Source organism: Gimesia aquarii, assembly GCF_007748195.1.
GTDB lineage: Bacteria > Planctomycetota > Planctomycetia > Planctomycetales > Planctomycetaceae > Gimesia > Gimesia aquarii.
Genome location: NZ_CP037920.1, coordinates 5,280,607 through 5,296,527 on the forward strand (window position 1 = coordinate 5,280,607; position 15,921 = coordinate 5,296,527).

Genomic DNA, 15,921 nt, shown 5'->3' on the forward strand with positions numbered 1-15,921 from the left:
GAGGCCCTCCATGAGATTCCTGACGGTTATTGCATTTCTGTTCGCACTGGGATTCAGTTCTGAAACCACGGTTGCCGACTGGCCCCAATTTCGAGGAAACGCAGCCCGCACTGGATATACCCGTGAACCACTACCAAACCGCCTGGAATTGAAATGGACGTTTCGTGTCCAACATGCTCCTACTCCTGCCTGGCCCACACATACACGCATTAAATTTGATGAAGTCTTTCAGCCCATCATCGTGCAGCAGACCGTTCTATTTGGGAGTTCCACCGATGATCAACTTTATGCACTCGATTTAGAAACAGGGGAACTCAAATGGAAATTCTTTACAGAAGGTCCCATTCGTTTTGCACCGGCTGCCTGGAAAGACCGCATCTTTGTTGCCAGCGATGATGGCAACCTCTACGCTTTGGCCATCAAAGATGGCTCTCTCCTCTGGAAAAGACAAGGTGGTCCCAAGAAAAAGTATATCATGGGCAATGATCGACTCATCTCGCACTGGCCTGCCAGAGGTGGCCCGGCGGTCGTGGGAGATCAGGTCTATTTTGCTGCGGGAGTCTGGCCCTCCGATGGTGTTTACCTTTATGCACTCAATGCAGAAACAGGAGAGGTGATCTGGAGCAACCGCGATTCAGGTCAGCTGGTGATGGATCAACCACATGGTGGCGCGAGGGCCAAAAGTGGCGTCTCTTCACAAGGGTATCTGGCGGCCAGCCAGGATCAGATTTTCATGCCTACCGGACGCGCTGTGCCTGCGGCATTCGAACGAACAAGTGGAAAATTCCAATACTTTCATATGCAGAAAAACCAGCAACGGGGCGGTTCTGAGGTCATCCTGGCTGATCAATTCTTTTGTAACGCCGGTTGCCTGTTCGATCAGTCGACGGGTCAACTGACACAACAAACGGGCACCGGACCGATGGCGGCAACCGATGGTGGAATTCTGCGCGGCAGTGGTCAATCACTGCTTTACAGCGCATGGACAGACACACAAACCCGCGACCGTAAAGGGAAGCCGATCACCATCAAACAGTTACAAGAGAAACGAGTCATCCCATTAAACTACACGATCACCGATGTCATTATTGCTGGAGTCGACGCCTACTGCGGATCGCATAACAAAGTCACCGCCGTCGATTTCAGCAGGCAGGCCAACACCTGGTGGTCCCATGAAATTGAAGGCACCGTCCGCGGTCTGGCTGCCTCCGATGAATGCCTTGTTGCCAGTACAGACCAGGGAGTAATTTGCTGTTTTGGAAATGGTGGAGCACAAGAGACAGACAACACTTCACCTTCCCCCACTCCAAAACCTGTCGCATCCCCCAAGGAATACCAAGCGGCCGCAAAAGAAATTCTCGACAAAACAAACCGGAAGACAGGAATCTGTGTCGACCTGGGTGCTGAGAATGCGCAACTCGCTCTGGAGCTTGCACGGCTCTCTGATTTGCAGATTTATGTCGTTATGCAAGATGCAAAACAAGCGGCTCAGGCCCGCAAGCTGCTTTCTAATGCCGGCGTTTACGGTTCACGCGTTGCCGTCCATGTGGCTGATCCGAAACGTACTCCCTACTCGAAAAACTTTGCAAATCTGGTGATTTCTTCGTCTTCTCTTGATAAAACAATAGGCTCCAAGCTGCTACAAGAAGCACGTCGTATCCAACGTCCCTATGGTGGTCAATTTTGTCGGGGAGCTTTGGGAAAGATCCAGGTTGAAACCAAATCGGAATTAAAAGGAGCCGGTAGCTGGACACACCAGTATTCCAATGCCACGAACACCGTCAACTCGGATGATGAAATCGTCAAAGGTCCTCTCAAAATGTACTGGTATCGTGACATGGATTTTCAGATTCCAAATCGTCACGGCCAGGGACCCGCGCCACTGGTGAATCAGGGAGTGATGGTCGTCGGTGGTTTACATGGCCTTTGCGGACTGGATGCCTATAACGGCCATACGGTTTGGCGATATCAACTCAAGAATAATCTCACGGAGATGAATGGCATTCATCATGATGTGGGAACCGCGGAAGTAGGCAGTAATTTCTGCCTGGGAGGCGATTATGTCTTCGTTAAACAAGACACCTTCTGTCATCAGATCGATTTAAAAACCGGAAAACTGATTCGAAAAATTTCCACCCCCGTCAGTCAAGACAATCCGAATCAGAACTGGGGCTATATCAGCTATCATGACGGTATTGTATATGGTACTGTCAGCAATGACGCACACTACACAAGCCCCCGTTATAAAAATCTGAAACTCCGTAACGAATCAGTTCTGTTTTTTGCCATCGATGCCAAAACCGGCAACATTCTCTGGACCTACCAACCCGAATATTCCATTCGCAATAATGCGATTACCATTGGAGACAACAGTGTGTATCTCATCGATCGTGAAATTGCGAAGGCTGATCACATCAAAGAATCTCGCCGAAACGGCAGACCTAATCCTGCCTCGGCTGAAGATGAAAAACGCAAAGGAAAATTGAAAGCCTTTCATGCCAAAGAGGGTACGGATCTCTGGAAAGCCGATCAGGACATCTTTGGAACTCAACTCGCCGTTTCAGAAGAAAACCAGACCCTCTTGATGTTCTATCAGGGTATCCGCCATAGTTTTTTCAAACTTCCCTCTGAAGTCGGCGGCCGAATTGCCGCCATCGATACCAAAACGGGAAAACGTATCTGGGATATCAAAGCCAAGTATCAATCGCATCCCGTCATCAACGGTGACAAAATTTATGCACAAGGGGGCGCCTGGGATTTAAAAACAGGTAAAAGTATCGACTTCAAATTTGATCGTTCCTATGGCTGCGGACAAATTTCTGCCAGCAAACACCTCATGGTCTTTCGCTCCGCCACGCTCGGCTATGTCGATTTAACCCGCAAAGCAGGCGTTGAAAACTTCGGGGGCATCCGCCTGGGTTGCTACATCAACGCCATCCCTGCCGGCGGACTGGTCCTCGTTCCCGATGGTTCGTCGCAATGTAACTGCTCTTACCAGATGCAGGCCTGGTTTGCCTTGGAAGGGAGTGAGTGAAAAACACTCAACCTTCCATTTGCTTCAAATGAAACGTTGCAGGAACACCAGGAACACTTAATCTGCAGATTCTCTGCGAAATTTCAAATAAATCCCGTGGTGATGCCCCAATAGATGCGTTATGCCTGCTGACGAGTCGTTTTCCGATGAAAAACTAGCAGAATTTTCATGGAAAATGAATGATGAGCGATTATGTACCATCAACGGGAGAGTCCATCGAATGAAGAAAATTATTGCATTCCTTGCTATCGCAGCTATTGCCGGGTTAATCACCACCAGCGTCTCCTCTCAGCCACCAGGAGGTGAACGAGAACGTCACCGACCAGAAGGACCTCCGCCTGATCCGCTCCTGATGTTATTTGATACAAACCGAGACGAAGAAATTTCGACACAGGAAATGAAACAGGCGACGGAAATCTTAAAAAAGCTGGATCGCAATCAAGATGGAGTTCTGAGGCGAGAAGAACTCCCTCGTCCCCCTCGCCCGGGAGAAGTTCGCCCCGGCAAAAATCCAGGAAAAATTCGTCATCAACAGAAACCTGTGTCAAAAAATGCCCCCGCTGGCAGTGTTATTTTCACAAATGGCCATCAAACCGATCCTCGTGATCATGGTCGGCCAGTCACTCTCATTGCAGCTGCGCTAGGTGTCAAACCCGAAGTCTTTCGTCAGGCCTTCAGCAATGTGAACCCGGCTCGCGGAGGAGATCCAACCCCCACACGTGCTCGTGCCAACAAAAAAGTGCTGATGGATGCGCTGGGGAAATACGGGATCACTAATGGTCGACTTGACGCCGTATCAAATTATTATCGCTACCAGCCAGAGAGGGGAGACCTTTGGAACCACACTCCTGCCGCTGCCAAAGCGATTATCAAAGATGGTAAAGTAACTGGTTTTCGTATTACGAATGCCGGTTCCGGCTACACGACAGCTCCTAAAGTGACAATTGCCGGACATGAAAATGTTCAAGTGAAAGCCACACTTGAATTCAGCAAGAATTTTCGTACGAATGGCAGTATTAAATCACTGATCATTGTGAACTGAGATTTTTAAATGGTTATCGCATGCGACGACGAAGCACATGCGATAACTATTCTACTAGAATCACATAATCGCCGAAGCACATTTCATACTTATGAACTCGCAGAAGAGAGGGCCGCTGCCTTTTGCTTGAGCACATCCAGTTGTGCTTGAATTTTATCCTTTGCTGCTGAACTCTGATAAAGCGACAAAAGTTCCTTGGCTGAATCTCGCAATTCAATGTAAGGCCCCTCATATTCGCTGGCGTAGGCGTCTAAAGATTCCATCAGCACAGACAGTTCCTGAGCCGCGCTCTTCGGTTTTTTCTTAGCAGATGCGATAAATGCTTCAACGGACTTCTGTGCAATCTCGCTTTTCTGTGACTCCGATGGTGGTGGAGCTGAAGGACCACCACAACCAGTAAAAACAACCGTCAATAAGAGCAACACCAAACAACTTGTCAGTTGCTCACCAATCGCAATTCTACTTTTCATTTCTATGTGCCTTTGTAGCTTTGAGTAAAAAAACAGCCCCAATAGAAACGATTGGAGCTGCTAACTTTTTGAAGAGAGAGAATCCATCTAACGATTAGAATTCACCAATCACATTTCCATCAGCAATCGATAATAAATTCAGGTAGGTCGTTTGATCGATGTTCTCAGAGATGAAACGCACCGAACCATCTCCAAGGCAGACATGTACACCACCTACGTGAAAACTGCGTGCCGCCTGCCCTCCCCCGGCGTTTGTATCATCAGGGTTGTTTCGCTTATTAAAGTTATTATCACTCGTGTTGTTAGAAGCATATGGAGTTCGATCAGTAACTAGACTGGTATTGGGAGTTAAAACACCATTCTCGTTTGTCCCACTAAACAACGCTCCCGTACACCATCCCCAGGCTCCTTTGTCATCACCAGTATTCGTACCAGTGACAACTTCACCCAGCATAATCACATTGGTAGTCCCATCGGAAATGTCTCGGATTTTCGCTCCATACTGCCCGATGGCACTAAAGACCCCTCGCTCATTGTCATTGTTATAGTCAGCGATATCTAAAGTCGATCCGGAACCAACAGATCCTGCATAGGTGATTTTTGAAAATCCGTTGAAGTCTTGTGTGAGTAAGAAACGATCAATGCCTGGATGGGAGGGGCATCGTAATACGGGAATTTTAGCTTGTAAAACACTATCCGTCGTATTTGCATTCGCACTACGTGCGGGCAGCGACATGTTGTAGTTGTTGTATAACGGGGCTTGATCCATAAATGGAAGAATTTGAACCACCCACGTGGTGCCCCAGTTAGCATCGCGGCCATTTGCAGGTGCAGAACCGACTCCATACCACACTGCCCCGGGAGGAAATGTGCGGTGTGTATCATGATAATTATGCAATGCAACTCCAATTTGCTTCAAGCTATTTTTACAGGTACTGCGGCGCGCTGCCTCACGTGCTTGTTGTACTGCTGGCAATAAAAGTGCAATCAGAATCGCAATAATGGCAATCACCACCAGCAATTCGATTAGCGTAAAACCTCGTTTTTTCTGTACGTTCTTCGATCGCATGAATGAAATCCCTGATAAATAATTTGAGTAATAAAATGGCCCGGAGACTAAGTTGGTCCTAAATAGGGACCACACTAATACGCTTCTAATTGGTGGAAGCTGGCCCTGAAAAAAGTTTGAAAGCTTGAGGAAGAAAACAAATTCCGCCACGTTGAGATATGCAATGAAACACTCTTCTTACGTTAACGTTACGGGAATTCTAGATTTTTCTTTAGCTCAGGCAACAAATACAATGAATCTTTTGTGACTGATCACCCAAAAACTATTACATGTTGAGTAAATTCAAAATAACACTGTATAGAAAGGAATTAATATTGAAGCTCCAAAAACACTTATATGTAAATTCAAATCCTATACATTACACTAAACAGAACAGTACTCTTGCTCGCTTTCCCTTATAAAAAAACTCAGCTTTATTGAATCAAACCTTAGTTAATAAAAAGAGAGAACCGAATTGATCGCATACATAAGATGAAAAATGCTTCAATCATTCTGTGAATCAAAAAACACACTCGTGCAACTTCTGCTTAAAATCAAGTGTTATACCCTGAAAGATACTTCAGATACTTCCCTCCCTGTAAGTACTATAAACATTCGACGTGAGATTTCTTTACGTACAAAACTAACTTGAACATAGTACAAGGAGGGTTTCAGCTCTTTCCCTGAAAGTGTAACTGTGTTTAAAATCTTCCCCTCGCTCAAACCATTTCATTACATTACGACATTCACAATTCAAAATAGTTCCGATCATAATTAGGCAATATTAACTCTGTTGATAACCCTAAAATCATTACTGCATCTGGTTTCTACTATGATCTAACCAGGTAATAACCGATTTTCTGATAACCAATTCATCTTGCTTATAACAGGAGAACAAAAACAAGAAAAAAGACCCAATGTAATTAAGTCCCTCTACTCTACTTTTATATTGAATCTAATTTCTTCCAAACCAATTCTTACCATAATCGAGGCACTACTCATTTAATGAGACGATTTGAGAGAGCGGTTGGTATCTATCGTACGCGCTAAAGCTGAAGGAGTACCACAAAGCATGACCAAGCCTCAAGTCTCACTTTTGCCGCTAGAAAATCTTATTACAGAAATTGAGCATTCAACTGTTTCGAATTTCAATCAAGCCCTATCGGATATGCATCTTCTTGCTGATATGCAGTTGCTTAGCGAGCAGGAATGCCAGACAAAAGCACAACCCAAAACATGTCATGAGACGGTCCTTTCAAATTGTACACTGGCACTGAATCATCTTCAGTCGACAATCACCAGAATGAAAGAGGAAGTGCATCAACTAAGTAGCCAGTTTGATGAAAACAAAAACAAGACTCTGGAATCAATCAATTCCTCACTTAGCGATAATGAAAATTCAGAACTAGAATCAACGAACGCTGTCATCCAGTCTCGGAGCGAGTTTCTCGCAAATATGACTCACGAAATCCGCACTCCCATGACAGCAATACTGGGTTTCAGTGAGCTGCTGGAAAACAAAGATCTCACGGCCTCACAACATTCAAAAGCGGTCCAAACAATCCAACGTAATGGCCGCTATTTACTGGATTTGATCAACGATATTCTTGACCTTTCTCAAGTCGAAGCGGGGAAATTTGAAATTGAAAAACGAAAGACAAATCCCGCAAGAATGCTCCTTGAAATAAAGGAGTCCTTAAATCATCGCGCATCGGCACAAAACAACAAACTCTTGATTGAACTTCAAGGTAAGATTCCTCAGTTCATTCATACTGATCCCACGCGGCTCAAACAAGCGCTGGTTAATCTAACCGAAAATGCAATCAAATTTACAAAGCATGGTACGATCCGGATCACTGTTGAACATGACCCACAGCAGCAACGGCTCTGCTACTATGTAACCGACACCGGAATTGGCATTCCATTGAATCAACTACAACACATCTTTCAGCCGTTTGGTCAAGTCGATTCATCTCTGACACGAAAACAAAGTGGAATCGGTCTGGGATTAACGATGACCCAACGCATTGCCAAAATGCTGGACGGCGATGTGAATGTTGAAAGTACGTATGGTAAAGGGAGCAAATTCACGTTCCACATTTCGACGGGAGATCTGTCAGGAGTGGAAATGGTAACATCTCTTGATTGCGATAAAATACGCAAATCAACGCCCATGGAATATTCAGCCAACAGCAAAATTAATGGACGAATTCTGTTAGTGGAAGATCGACCGGATAATCAACATCTGATCCGATTTATTTTGACAAAAGCGGGAGCAGAGGTCACGATTGCCCACAACGGTAAAGAAGGAACGGAACTCGCGTTGATAGAACTGCAAGCCAAGAATCCGTTCGACCTGATCTTAATGGATATGCAGATGCCAATTATGGATGGCTATGAGGCCACCCAGGTTCTTCGTAATGCTGGTTATAAAGGTCAAATTGTTGCATTAACTTCTGAAGTGAGGGATGCCAAGCTCGACAAACGTCTGTCAGCAGGCTTCGATGGTTTTTTGCCGAAACCTATTGATCGTAAAACCTTCATTCCAGAAATCGCTGCGCGGATGAGTCTGACATTAAAGAACGATCAAAATCAGCATCCGCAAGTCGCTTAATAAGAGTATCCCTTCGCTATCTCTCTCCAATCCGAAATGGGAAATGACGCGTTTCAACTGGGTGATGAATCCTGTTACCTTGTGAGTTGTCAATTTCAGACTTTTGCTGACTCAAACGAGCTTGCTATTTGGTATTCTCGCATTTACATTGGAAAGTTAAGAAAAGTGATTTCCTCTTCGTTTTCGTGAACAGACCATGTCCGTTTACACTGCAAAATCAAGTGGAAGCTTTCGAGAATGAAAAGGCTCTTTTAGCAATCAGCTCAAAAAAGTCTGATCCAAATGACAAGGAATTGTTCCATGAACCAGAGCCAGAAACTGGAGTCTCCTTCAAAAAAAATGCGAGGCTTGAGTCGTTTGTTTGTTTTGCAAATCTGTCTGCTGTCAATCAACTTTTGTGGCCTTACCAGTCATGAACTCTCTGCTGCAGAAAACTGGAAAGTGGGTATCGCCAAGGCAATCATTACTCCTGAAAAAGGAGTTTGGCTCGCCGGCTATGGGTCAGCAAGAGCCCCCGAAGGAAAACTGCATGATATCTGGATGAAAGCGCTGGCACTAGAAGATAGCCAGGGACATCGCGCCGTGTTAATCACCAGTGATTTTCAAGGCGTTCCTAAAATGATGAGCGATCGCGTCTTTGCACAAATCAAGAACCAGTTTGGACTTCAGCGTAAACAAATCATGTTTACATTCTCACACAATCATTGTGGGCCGCGTTTAGGTGATGATCTTTATGACTACTACCCGACCACTCCAATGCAGGACAAACTGGTTGATGAATACACGGATGCCATGGTAAACAAGACGGTCGAAATGATCGGACAGGCACTCACCAACCTTGCCCCCGCCAGTTTGAAGATGGGAACAGGCCACACCACGTTTGCAGTCAATCGCCGTAACAATCGCGAAGCCGATATTCCCGCTCTCTTAAAAGCAGGCAAGAAACTTGTTGGCCCCGTAGATCACTCTGTCCCCGTCATGACTGTTACGCGACCTGATGGAAAATTGGACGCCGTACTGTTTGGATACGCCTGTCATCCCACAACGCTCAGTTTCAAAAAAATATGTGGTGATTACCCCGGCTATGCACAAATAGAAATCGAGAAAAACCACCCGGGTGTCACTGCCATGTTCGTCAATACATGTGGAGGGGATCAGAACCCCCTTCCCCGTCGAACGGTAGAACTCTGCGAAAAATATGGACACATGCTGGCCGTTGCAGTAGAAGAAACTTTGAAAAAATCGCTCAGACCCATTTCTCCTGATTTAAAGATGGCGTTTGAATATGTCGAACTCCCGTATCTGAAAGTGGTCACGCGCAAGGACCTGGAAGCGGATACCAAAAGCAATAATGCCATCAAAAAGCGCTGGGCGGCGCGTCTTCTGAAAAAGCTGGATCAAGGTGAAACGTTCCCAGGTTCCTATCCTTACCCGATCCATGTATGGCGACTCGGAAAAGACACCCTGATGATTGGTATGGGCGCTGAAACCGTTGTGGATTATGCACTCCGTTTTAAAAGAGAGTTTGGTCCAAACACCTGGGTCTGCGGTTATGCAGATGATATGATCTCTTATATTCCTTCAAAACGTGTTTGGCTTGAAGGGGGCTACGAAGGTGGCTCAAACCTTTATGAGTATGGGAGACCCGCTTATCGTTGGGGACCCAATACAGAAGCGCTGATTTCCGCTTCCGTTCACAGGCTGGTCAAAGAAGTAGATCCCAAGCAAGATTAAGAGACTAATTCTAATCAGATTTCATCAAGCTTCTACGGGAGAGATTGATTTTCCAACGAAGATTTTCTGAACATGAGGCTCCTCTGTCAGCAACACTTGCTCATGTGCAGTTAAAGCACGCATCGGTCGAGGTGCAAAGTTACCCGGAATACCGCGCATATTCATTAAAGCTGTAACAGTTGAAAAGAGAGGAGCTGAAAATGATTGCAAAAATGAGAGCAATCCGGACAGATCCCGCTGTACCGCTGATAGTGTTTCCCAATCTTCTGCCTCAGTTGCTGCTACCATTTTTTTAATCCATTCTGGCACCAGAATATACACACCGTCCAGATGTTCGCTGACGCCAGACCGCAACAGAACATCCATTAAATGGGGTTGCGCCACAATCACACGAAACTGCTCACTGAGTGAATCAACCACCGGACGAATCGTCACAAAATGATCCGAGCATTTAATTCCTCGAATATTAGGATGCTCAGCCAGCTTCAACACAGTCTCCACTTCCAATTTTGTTCCCGTCGTCTGAGGCAGGTCATACAAAAATAATGGCTTCGAACTCAGATCTGCTAACGATAAATAATAATCGACCAGATCTTCCTGACTGAATTGGACAAAAAAAGGAGAAATCACGACAACCCCATCAATGGACAGATTCTCCACCATTCGTATGCGGTCGCGTGTCCGCACAAAGCTGGTATCACCCACCCCCACAAGTAATTCTGCACGGCCTTTAGTGAATTGAACACTCTGTTCCACAAGCTGTCGGTAGGTCTCATCTGACAAAAGCTGCATCAACCCCATAGTGCCACCCACTAAAAAACCATTGATTGCATGAGAAAGTTGATCATGAATCTGTGCTTCCATTCCTGGTAGATGGAGATCTTCTTCTGCAGTCAGTGGAGTTCCCAGCGCGGTAATCATTTTAACAGATTGTATCATATTGAAGGACTTTCTTTGTGCTCAATGACAAGTGGTTAAGATGTATGATTGATGAACTCTGATAGCGTAACGACCGGGCAGGTGTTTGAAGCCAGCATTCGATCTATTGAAGACTGATCCTTGAATCCTGTGCCCGTGATGAGACAGACCACGGTTTCCTCCCGGTGTATCTTTCCTTCCACGGCAGCTTGTAAGATGCCCGCCAATGAAACTGCAGCCGCTGGCTCACAAAAGATGCCTTCCTGTCGTGCCAGTTGCGACTGTACCTCATACACGAATTCATCTTCGACAAGATAACCAGAGCCACCAGTTTGTCTGCAGGCTGCAATCACTTTGTCTCCATCCAGCACACTGGCAACCTGTAGTCCACCAATTTCTGTCGTGCTCTGACAGGGCCGTGCATGGTCAAGTCCCTCCCGTAAGGGACCAACGATCGTATTATTACCAGCTGGTTGAACACAGTGCATGGCAGGCAGGTCGGTTATGTTTTTCTGTTTCAGTGCCGCTTCAAAGCCCCGAAAAACAGCCAGAATCAGCCCCCCGCCCCCCGCACAACTAAAAACATGCTCAATAGGACGTTGTAATTGCTCTGATTGACTTACAAGTTCCTGACCGATTGTCTCAACCCCCAGCATGCTGACGGGACTAAATTGATAACTGCTGATCTGAAGTTGCGCATCGGAGGCCGACCCGATCTGTTTCAGATACTCAAAAGTGTCCCTGGTAATTTCTGGATCTGATCCGAAATCCCGAATCTTCCAGATTTCTGCACCGTAGGCCAGCATCTGTTTCAGTTTGTTTTCCGGTGCGCCAATAAACACAGCAACCTGACATTTTATTCCCGCAGCAGCACTATAAGCGGCCAGCGCAGAACCGGCATTTCCGCTGGAAGAGGTCACAACGTGTTGTTTCCCATTCATCCGCATGTCAGAAATCGCAGCAGCGGCAAACCGATCTTTGTAAGACCCTGTGGGATTGACGGTTTCCAATTTAAAATACAAATGCTGCAGCCCCACATCAGGGCCAATGCGGCGCGAACGTAAGAGAGGTGTTTGACCTTCGCCCAAAGTAAAATGTTTTGAATCCATATACCATTCCCTGGTGAGAAATCAGCAATTCATTGATGCCAACGACATCACATTAAACCAAAGCAATTTACATCAGAGTTAGATTCAAAACATCAGTAATCTTGATCAAAAGAGTATGAATAGCCTTGACGCACATATTATCAGTTATATGATAATATCTTTGATTATCATACAATTTAATATTTTATAGTATAAAAATTTATTTGAAGCAATAAACCCAATCCCATGTTTTTGGACGTGGTTTCAGAAAATCGCATTTCATTGCCTGTCTCTCAGAGATTCACGAGAGCACGTATAGGAAAGTCGTCGTTAAAATGAAGATTTCGCAGGATGCCCGACAAGTTGATGCAGCAAAAACACTCAGTGCGGAACTGGCTGATCGCCTGTGTGAAAGAATCCGTAACGACCGACTCGCCCCTGGTTCACGCCTGGGAACAGAGGCCGATCTAGCCGATCAATTTGGTGTCTCGCGGACCGTGGTACGTGAGGCCATCGGTTCCCTGAGAGGCTTGGGAGTTGTGACGGGACGACAAGGTCTGGGGCTTTGTGTGGCAGAAGCAGATAACTTTTCCTCTGTCTTGCGGAAGGCTCTGGTACCACAGGTCGCCAGCCCCCAGGGATTATGTGAACTACAGCAACTGCGTGCCGTGATCGAAATTGGTTCTATCGCACTGGCAGTAGAACGGATCACATCTGAAGAAATTATTCGCCTGCAGACTATCGTTGCCGAGATGAAGCGTGTGATGAAAAACCTTAAGAAAGACGAAGCAGGAACGAGTAAAGCCTATAAAGAAATGGACTGCCTGTTTCACCAGACAATTCTTGCCGCTTCGCATGGCAGCTTTGTGAAACAGTTCCACGGAGTATTGCTGGATTACTTTCACGCAGGTGAATTCTACGGCCGCATTCCCACGTTGAAAGGACTCCGGGAACATGAAAAGATTGCCAATGCCATTGCTGATCGGGATACAGATAAAGCAACAAAACACTTAACGGAACATTTACAAACTCAGTTAAAAGCTCCGAGTGAATGATACTAAAAAGCCCCTCTTTTTTTTGTATCACAATAGATTTAACAATCGTGCAGACCATCGGACACTTGATTGAATGCGAGCGTTCTGATTGAGACATAAAATCAAATACGGCTGAGCACGTCAAAATGGTGAACCCTAATCTGGTAAATGCCATTAATCATTAATGGTGAAACATCGTTTGTCATAGAAAACAGTCTGATGGCTGACAACATTTATTATTCAGAGATCATATGCGTCTAGATACAAAGGTTATATTTATCGTATTGCGTTCTTTCCCCGTTTTGATGGAGATGAAACAATGTTACAATTCAAAGTCGAAAAGAAACATCATGGATTTACGCTAATTGAACTACTGGTTGTCATTGCCATAATCGCAATTTTAATCGCAATCTTACTGCCTGCAGTGCAACAGGCACGCGAGGCAGCACGACGCTCCTCCTGCAAAAACAACTTTAAGCAAGTCGGATTGGCTTTACATAACTATCACGACACCTTTACCGCGTTTCCCATCGGTGCTGGAATCAGTGGCGGTTGCAGCGGATACTCAGGAAGTCATATGTTTTCCTGGGGCGTGCGCATTCTGCCTTATCTGGATCAGGCAAATATTTATAACAATCTCAATTTTTCCGGTCCCACACCTTTTGTACCGCCCAACTTCAATTCGAGCACTTGTCTGTCTCCCGTGCTCCCGTTCCTCTGCCCCAGTAATCCTCAACCAGATGTGATCGTTAATAAAGCAGGCGCCTTTGCAGGTGCTCTGCCTGATGGCATGGCTAGAACAGATATGGCGGGCGTCGCCGATTCCATCAGCTGGAGATGCAATAGTGGTTCGGGGGTGCGACCGACCTCTGTCGGAAATGGTGTGCTCTATGGCATCTCCCGCGTCAAAATGCGCGACATAATTGACGGTGCAAGTAATACCCTGATCGTGGGTGAGATTACCGGTTCCCTCGCTCAAACCGGGTTGAACGGAAATTCATACACTGGCTATGACGTTTTCGATACCAGTAATGGCATCAACAGCATCGACACGGTCCCCGGTGGAGGTGCATTTGCATTTCGCCCTCAGGGTTTTTCCAGTTATCACGTCGGTGGTGCCCACTTTGTCCTCGGCGATGGATCTGTCCGCTTTATTTCCGAAAACATCGATCAGGGCACACTCTCTGCCATCACCACCCGTGCTGGTAAAGAAGTGGTCGGCGAATTTTAACTCCGTTTACATCGTCATGTTGGACATGCACGCTCACGCATCTTTTTGCGCTGACTAACCGGAATTAGTCAACGTTCTTTAAGGAGGCTGTTATGCCTGTCATACGAATGATTCTTTGTGGAGCATTGTTGGCTCTCTTCTCTGGCTGTGGAGGTGTCAGCGATGCGCCTGATCGGCGCATTGTTAAAGGTATCGTCACTTTGAACGGCGAACCGCTGGAAGGGGCTGCGATTCGCTTTCTACCACAACCAACGGGCCCCGTTGCAGCAGGTAAAGTCAAAAATGGGATGTACGAAATCTCGAATAAAGGTGGCGTCCCCTTAGGAAAACATCGTGTGGAGATCAAAGGCATTCCCATTCTTCCCGATGATACAGATGGAAAATCATTGGGAGAAATTGACGCCGCAACCAAACCTGCAATCTCCATTCCAGAGAAGTATCACACCAATTCTGAACTGGAAGCGACTGTGGAAGCAGGAAGTGAACCATTCATCGTCGACTTTGAACTGAAAGAATAAATGTCAAAAACTGACAACTTTAAGACCATACTTTTTATCAAAATCGTTTGAAACAAGGCAGAGAAAATAATGAAGCAGCTTTTACGTTCAACCTGCGTGATATCAATCACTTTATACTCGTTACACGTTTCTCAGGCAGAATGGAATCATCCACAAACGCAAAAATTACCCCACCGCCATCTGGGACCGTTTCTCAAACTTTCAGATGGAAGCCTGTTGGCTCCGGATGCCAAACAGGTCTTAATAAGTCAAGATGAAGGAAAATCATGGGCTGGCAAACCCTTGTATAAAAATCCTGAAAAATTCCATACCAGTAATGAAAGAGCCATCATCAAAACACGTAAGGGTACGATCATCCTAGCTTTCATGAATTTGAAAGAACGAAAATTCAACTGGAATGATAAAAAGGGAGGTCCCCAGTCCGACTGCTATCTCCCTGCTTACATTGTACGTAGCAAAGATGGCGGCCATACCTGGCTGGCCCCTCAGATCATTCAGGACCATAGCTGGTGTGGCGCTATTCGCAGCATGATTCAAACCAAATCGGGACGCATCATTGTTGCCGTTTCCAAAGCCATCGCTAATCCGGGTCGGCATGTGATGGTCACATACTACTCGGACGATGAAGGAGCAACCTGGAACCACAGTAATATGATCGACCTGGGCGGTTCCGGCGATCACGACGGCGCGATGGAGGGCACAATTGTTGAATTGAAAGATGGCAGAATCTATGCATTGATCCGCACAAGATTTGGTCGCTTCTGGGAGGCATTCTCAACAGATGAAGGTGCTTCCTGGCGTACCATTCGTCCTTCGCAAATTCCAGCCAGCAGTTCCCCTGCCATTCTGCAACGACTGGAAAGTGGCCGGATCGTCATGCTATGGAATCGTTTCCGTGACCCGGAACGCAAAAAGGGACGGCGCGAGGAATTGTCTATTGCGTTTTCAGACGATGAATGTAAATCCTGGAGCAAACCCATCATCATCGCACGGGACTTAACACCTTCAGGTCAAAAGCGTGAAAACCGGGTTTCTTATCCGTATGTGCTGGAAGTCAAACCCGGACAACTCTGGATTACCACCATGCAAGGCCCCGTCCGCCTGACTCTGAAAGAAGAAGACTTCCTCACAAAATAATCTCAACTGTGATTCCGCAGCAAGCTCCCAATGATTAGCGGAAATATCATCAT

Annotated in this window: 12 protein-coding genes; 8 read left to right on the forward strand and 4 right to left on the reverse strand. The window is 46.1% G+C overall.

All coding sequences use genetic code 11. The features are described 5' to 3' along the window. Window positions 1–10: 10 nt before the first annotated feature. Window positions 11–3,034 carry an outer membrane protein assembly factor BamB family protein gene (locus tag V144x_RS20235; protein ID WP_144987558.1) on the forward strand — a complete coding sequence of 1,008 codons (3,024 nt, stop codon included), beginning with the start codon at window positions 11–13 and terminating at the stop codon, window positions 3,032–3,034. Window positions 3,035–3,254: 220 nt separating this feature from the next. Then, the gene (locus tag V144x_RS28490) at window positions 3,255–4,076 is read left to right on the forward strand and encodes an EF-hand domain-containing protein (RefSeq protein ID WP_197998546.1); all 822 of its coding nucleotides are present in this window, start codon (window positions 3,255–3,257) and stop codon (window positions 4,074–4,076) included. Window positions 4,077–4,165: 89 nt separating this feature from the next. Here the strand turns inward: V144x_RS28490 and V144x_RS20245 are convergent, their stop codons facing one another. Next, entirely contained in the window at window positions 4,166–4,546 is a 381-nt protein-coding gene (locus V144x_RS20245; RefSeq protein ID WP_144987559.1) for a hypothetical protein, read from the reverse strand. A gap of 94 nt (window positions 4,547–4,640) precedes the next feature. Continuing rightward, window positions 4,641–5,615 carry a DUF1559 family PulG-like putative transporter gene (locus tag V144x_RS20250; RefSeq protein ID WP_144987561.1) on the reverse strand — a complete coding sequence of 325 codons (975 nt, stop codon included), beginning with the start codon at window positions 5,613–5,615 and terminating at the stop codon, window positions 4,641–4,643. A 1,051-nt stretch (window positions 5,616–6,666) separates the two neighbouring features. Here V144x_RS20250 and V144x_RS20255 point away from each other — a divergent pair. Together V144x_RS20255 and V144x_RS20260 are read left to right on the forward strand one after the other, a co-directional pair. Continuing rightward, on the forward strand, window positions 6,667–8,208 hold the full coding sequence (locus V144x_RS20255; protein WP_144987563.1) for an ATP-binding protein: 1,542 nt from the start codon (window positions 6,667–6,669) through the stop codon (window positions 8,206–8,208). 300 nt (window positions 8,209–8,508) lie between these two features. Continuing rightward, window positions 8,509–9,942 (forward strand): neutral/alkaline non-lysosomal ceramidase N-terminal domain-containing protein, encoded by a 1,434-nt coding sequence (locus tag V144x_RS20260; protein ID WP_232102583.1) that lies wholly within the window; start codon window positions 8,509–8,511, stop codon window positions 9,940–9,942. A gap of 24 nt (window positions 9,943–9,966) precedes the next feature. Here V144x_RS20260 and V144x_RS20265 read toward each other — a convergent pair whose 3' ends face one another. Together V144x_RS20265 and V144x_RS20270 are read right to left on the reverse strand one after the other, a co-directional pair. Continuing rightward, on the reverse strand, window positions 9,967–10,881 hold the full coding sequence (locus tag V144x_RS20265) for a dihydrodipicolinate synthase family protein (protein WP_144987565.1): 915 nt from the start codon (window positions 10,879–10,881) through the stop codon (window positions 9,967–9,969). A 35-nt stretch (window positions 10,882–10,916) separates the two neighbouring features. After that, window positions 10,917–11,969, reverse strand: coding sequence for a pyridoxal-phosphate dependent enzyme (locus V144x_RS20270; protein ID WP_144987567.1), 1,053 nt, complete (start codon window positions 11,967–11,969; stop codon window positions 10,917–10,919). Window positions 11,970–12,283: 314 nt separating this feature from the next. On the opposite strand from V144x_RS20270, the gene V144x_RS20275 reads away from it, so the two are divergent. The 4 genes from V144x_RS20275 (at window position 12,284) to V144x_RS20290 (ending at window position 15,868) form a co-directional block, all read left to right on the forward strand. After that, on the forward strand, window positions 12,284–13,003 hold the full coding sequence (locus V144x_RS20275) for a FadR/GntR family transcriptional regulator (RefSeq protein WP_144987570.1): 720 nt from the start codon (window positions 12,284–12,286) through the stop codon (window positions 13,001–13,003). Window positions 13,004–13,301: 298 nt separating this feature from the next. Continuing rightward, on the forward strand, window positions 13,302–14,213 hold the full coding sequence (locus V144x_RS20280; protein ID WP_144987572.1) for a DUF1559 domain-containing protein: 912 nt from the start codon (window positions 13,302–13,304) through the stop codon (window positions 14,211–14,213). A gap of 92 nt (window positions 14,214–14,305) precedes the next feature. Next, window positions 14,306–14,731 carry a hypothetical protein gene (locus tag V144x_RS20285; protein WP_144987574.1) on the forward strand — a complete coding sequence of 142 codons (426 nt, stop codon included), beginning with the start codon at window positions 14,306–14,308 and terminating at the stop codon, window positions 14,729–14,731. A gap of 69 nt (window positions 14,732–14,800) precedes the next feature. Continuing rightward, window positions 14,801–15,868, forward strand: coding sequence for a sialidase family protein (locus tag V144x_RS20290; protein ID WP_144987576.1), 1,068 nt, complete (start codon window positions 14,801–14,803; stop codon window positions 15,866–15,868). The last annotated feature ends 53 nt before the right edge of the window (window positions 15,869–15,921 follow it).

Coding starts and splice junctions, on each gene's coding strand:
- V144x_RS20270 (WP_144987567.1), bottom strand. CDS start 11,969: ATGGATTCAAAACATTTTACTTTGGGCGAAGGTCAAACACCTCTCTTA.
- V144x_RS20255 (WP_144987563.1), top strand. CDS start 6,667: ATGACCAAGCCTCAAGTCTCACTTTTGCCGCTAGAAAATCTTATTACA.
- V144x_RS20290 (WP_144987576.1), top strand. CDS start 14,801: ATGAAGCAGCTTTTACGTTCAACCTGCGTGATATCAATCACTTTATAC.
- V144x_RS20285 (WP_144987574.1), top strand. CDS start 14,306: ATGCCTGTCATACGAATGATTCTTTGTGGAGCATTGTTGGCTCTCTTC.
- V144x_RS20245 (WP_144987559.1), bottom strand. CDS start 4,546: ATGAAAAGTAGAATTGCGATTGGTGAGCAACTGACAAGTTGTTTGGTG.
- V144x_RS20275 (WP_144987570.1), top strand. CDS start 12,284: ATGAAGATTTCGCAGGATGCCCGACAAGTTGATGCAGCAAAAACACTC.
- V144x_RS28490 (WP_197998546.1), top strand. CDS start 3,255: ATGAAGAAAATTATTGCATTCCTTGCTATCGCAGCTATTGCCGGGTTA.
- V144x_RS20260 (WP_232102583.1), top strand. CDS start 8,509: ATGAACCAGAGCCAGAAACTGGAGTCTCCTTCAAAAAAAATGCGAGGC.
- V144x_RS20250 (WP_144987561.1), bottom strand. CDS start 5,615: ATGCGATCGAAGAACGTACAGAAAAAACGAGGTTTTACGCTAATCGAA.
- V144x_RS20265 (WP_144987565.1), bottom strand. CDS start 10,881: ATGATACAATCTGTTAAAATGATTACCGCGCTGGGAACTCCACTGACT.
- V144x_RS20280 (WP_144987572.1), top strand. CDS start 13,302: ATGTTACAATTCAAAGTCGAAAAGAAACATCATGGATTTACGCTAATT.
- V144x_RS20235 (WP_144987558.1), top strand. CDS start 11: ATGAGATTCCTGACGGTTATTGCATTTCTGTTCGCACTGGGATTCAGT.